General features: G+C 36.2%; 1 protein-coding gene and 1 pseudogene. Both read left to right on the top strand.

Features of this window, described 5'->3' with window-relative positions; all coding sequences use genetic code 11:
- Positions 1–169 precede the first annotated feature (169 nt).
- The gene (locus tag ADIWIN_RS04930; protein ID WP_235047028.1) at positions 170–613 is read left to right on the top strand and encodes an RNA polymerase sigma factor; all 444 of its coding nucleotides are present in this window, start codon (positions 170–172) and stop codon (positions 611–613) included.
- A 17-nt stretch (positions 614–630) separates the two neighbouring features.
- Positions 631–875, top strand: a pseudogene (locus ADIWIN_RS04925) (hypothetical protein); the annotation flags it as partial.

Below are 875 nucleotides of genomic sequence, written 5' to 3'. Positions count from 1 at the left end.
GGACGCCATTTGAATAGATCCCTGGATCAGTTTAAATAAGGCCAATCTTTAAAAATTCCATACTAGGCTGTTATATTTCCAAAGTATCACCACTAATAAAGAAAAAGATACTTTGAGCCACGCGTTTTATACATCAAGAATTTTGCCTTATGCTGCCATCATTTCAAAGATGTGCAGACTATACACCAATTCTCAAGCTGACTTTGAGGACTACTATCAAGAGGTTTGCTTACAGATTTGGCGAAGTAGGGACAATTATCAGGGGAAATCTGAGTGGTCAACATGGGTTTACAGATTGTCCTTAAATGTCTGCCTTACACAACTAAAACAAGATCAAAAAACAAGAAAAGTCATCGTTACAGAACTACCACTAAATGAGTCGGTGGAAGATCAGCAGGTTTATAGTGACGAAGATTTAAATGAGCTATACGTTGCCATAAAAAAGCTTTCCGAAATAGATCGGACGATAATTCTACTTTACCTGGAGAAAAAACCTTACAAAGAAGTCGCAACCATATTGGACTCCAATGCAAAAAACATAGCGGTAAGGGTGCAACGTATTAAGTCCAGGTTGAAAGATTTACTGGAGAACAAGATAGAAATATACAAATAACACAAAATCAAACAGCTATGAGTCAAACACTTGAAAAAATATGGGAAGATGGATTTTTAAATGAAAAATCATCCTTAACGCCAAAACTTAATGATTTTTACAATCGAAAACCCACCCTCTTGATAAATAAACTACTGAGGAGTTTCAAAGTGGAAGTGTGGATTTTAATTCCATTGGCATTTGCTCAATTCTTTTTTAACCTTTTGCTGGACAATGACAACAGTGCTTTTTGGGGTGTTATGTGTGCACTTCCTTGCCTTCT

Origin of the sequence: Winogradskyella psychrotolerans RS-3 (assembly GCF_000427335.1) — a bacterium.
In the GTDB taxonomy this organism is placed as follows: Bacteria; Bacteroidota; Bacteroidia; order Flavobacteriales; family Flavobacteriaceae; genus Winogradskyella; species Winogradskyella psychrotolerans.
The sequence above is the reverse complement of the archived record's forward strand: the minus strand, read 5'-3'. Positions and strand labels throughout refer to the sequence as shown.